The sequence below is a fragment of the Saccharothrix deserti genome (assembly GCF_009769385.1).
GTDB lineage: Bacteria > Actinomycetota > Actinomycetes > Mycobacteriales > Pseudonocardiaceae > Actinosynnema > Actinosynnema deserti.
The window spans coordinates 1-892 of record NZ_VKAB01000159.1; the positions used below are offsets into that span (position 1 = coordinate 1).

An 892-nucleotide genomic window follows, 5' to 3' on the forward strand; every position below is an offset into this window, starting at 1 on the left:
AGAACTCCTAACAGAATGATCTTGGAATACGGTTGAGCAGTGGTGTGTTGACCATGGCGTGAGGAAGGGCCAGCAGCTTCCGTGGGTCGTCTCCGACGAGCTGTGGGCAAGGGTCGAGCCGCTGCTCCCCGTGGTGCAACGCCGCAGCGACCACCCCGGCCGCAGACGGCTGGACGACCGCAAGGTTCTCTCGGGAATCCTGTTCGTGCTCTACACCGGGATCCCGTGGGAGTTCCTGCCCCAGGAGCTGGGCTTCGGCTCGGGCATGACCGCCTGGCGCCGGTTGCGGGACTGGCACAAAGCCGGGGTGTGGCAGCGGCTGCACGAGAACCTGCTCGCCGAACTCCACGCCGCGGGTGCCCTGGACTGGTCGCGGGCGGTGATCGACGGATCGCACGTGCGGGCCCTCAAAGGCGGCCCAAAACCGGTCCGAGCCCGGTCGACCGTGCCAGAACGGGCTCCAAGCACCACCTGATCACCGAAGGGCACGGAACACCGCTGGCCGTGTCGCTCACCGGTGGCAACCGCAACGACGTCACCCAACTGATGCCGTTGATCGAGGCGATCCCACCGGTACGGGGACGACGCGGTCGTCCTCGTCGACGTCCGGACGCGCTCTACGCCGACCGGGGCTACGACCACGACAAGTACCGCAGGCTGGTGCGGGACAAGGGCATCACGCCTGTCATCGCCCGCCGCGGGGTCGATCACGGCTCCGGACTGGGTGTGCACCGGTGGGTGGTCGAGCAGAGCTTCGCGCTGCTGCACTGGTTCCGCCGACTGCGGGTCAGGTGGGAGATCCGGGACGACATCCACGAAGCGTTCCTGAGCCTGGCCTGCGGCATCATCTGCTGGCGCCGCCTGCGCAACTTGTCATTGAGTTAGGAGTTCT

General features: G+C 66.8%; 1 protein-coding gene. It reads left to right on the forward strand.

What is annotated here, in order from left to right; all coding sequences use genetic code 11:
• Window positions 1-58 precede the first annotated feature (58 nt).
• Window positions 59-885, forward strand: a protein-coding gene (locus FM051_RS50000; protein ID WP_202919546.1) for an IS5 family transposase whose coding sequence is annotated in 2 segments (ribosomal slippage) — window positions 59-419 and window positions 419-885 — 828 coding nt in all. Because the reading frame shifts where the segments join, the coding sequence is not laid out codon by codon here.
• The last annotated feature ends 7 nt before the right edge of the window (window positions 886-892 follow it).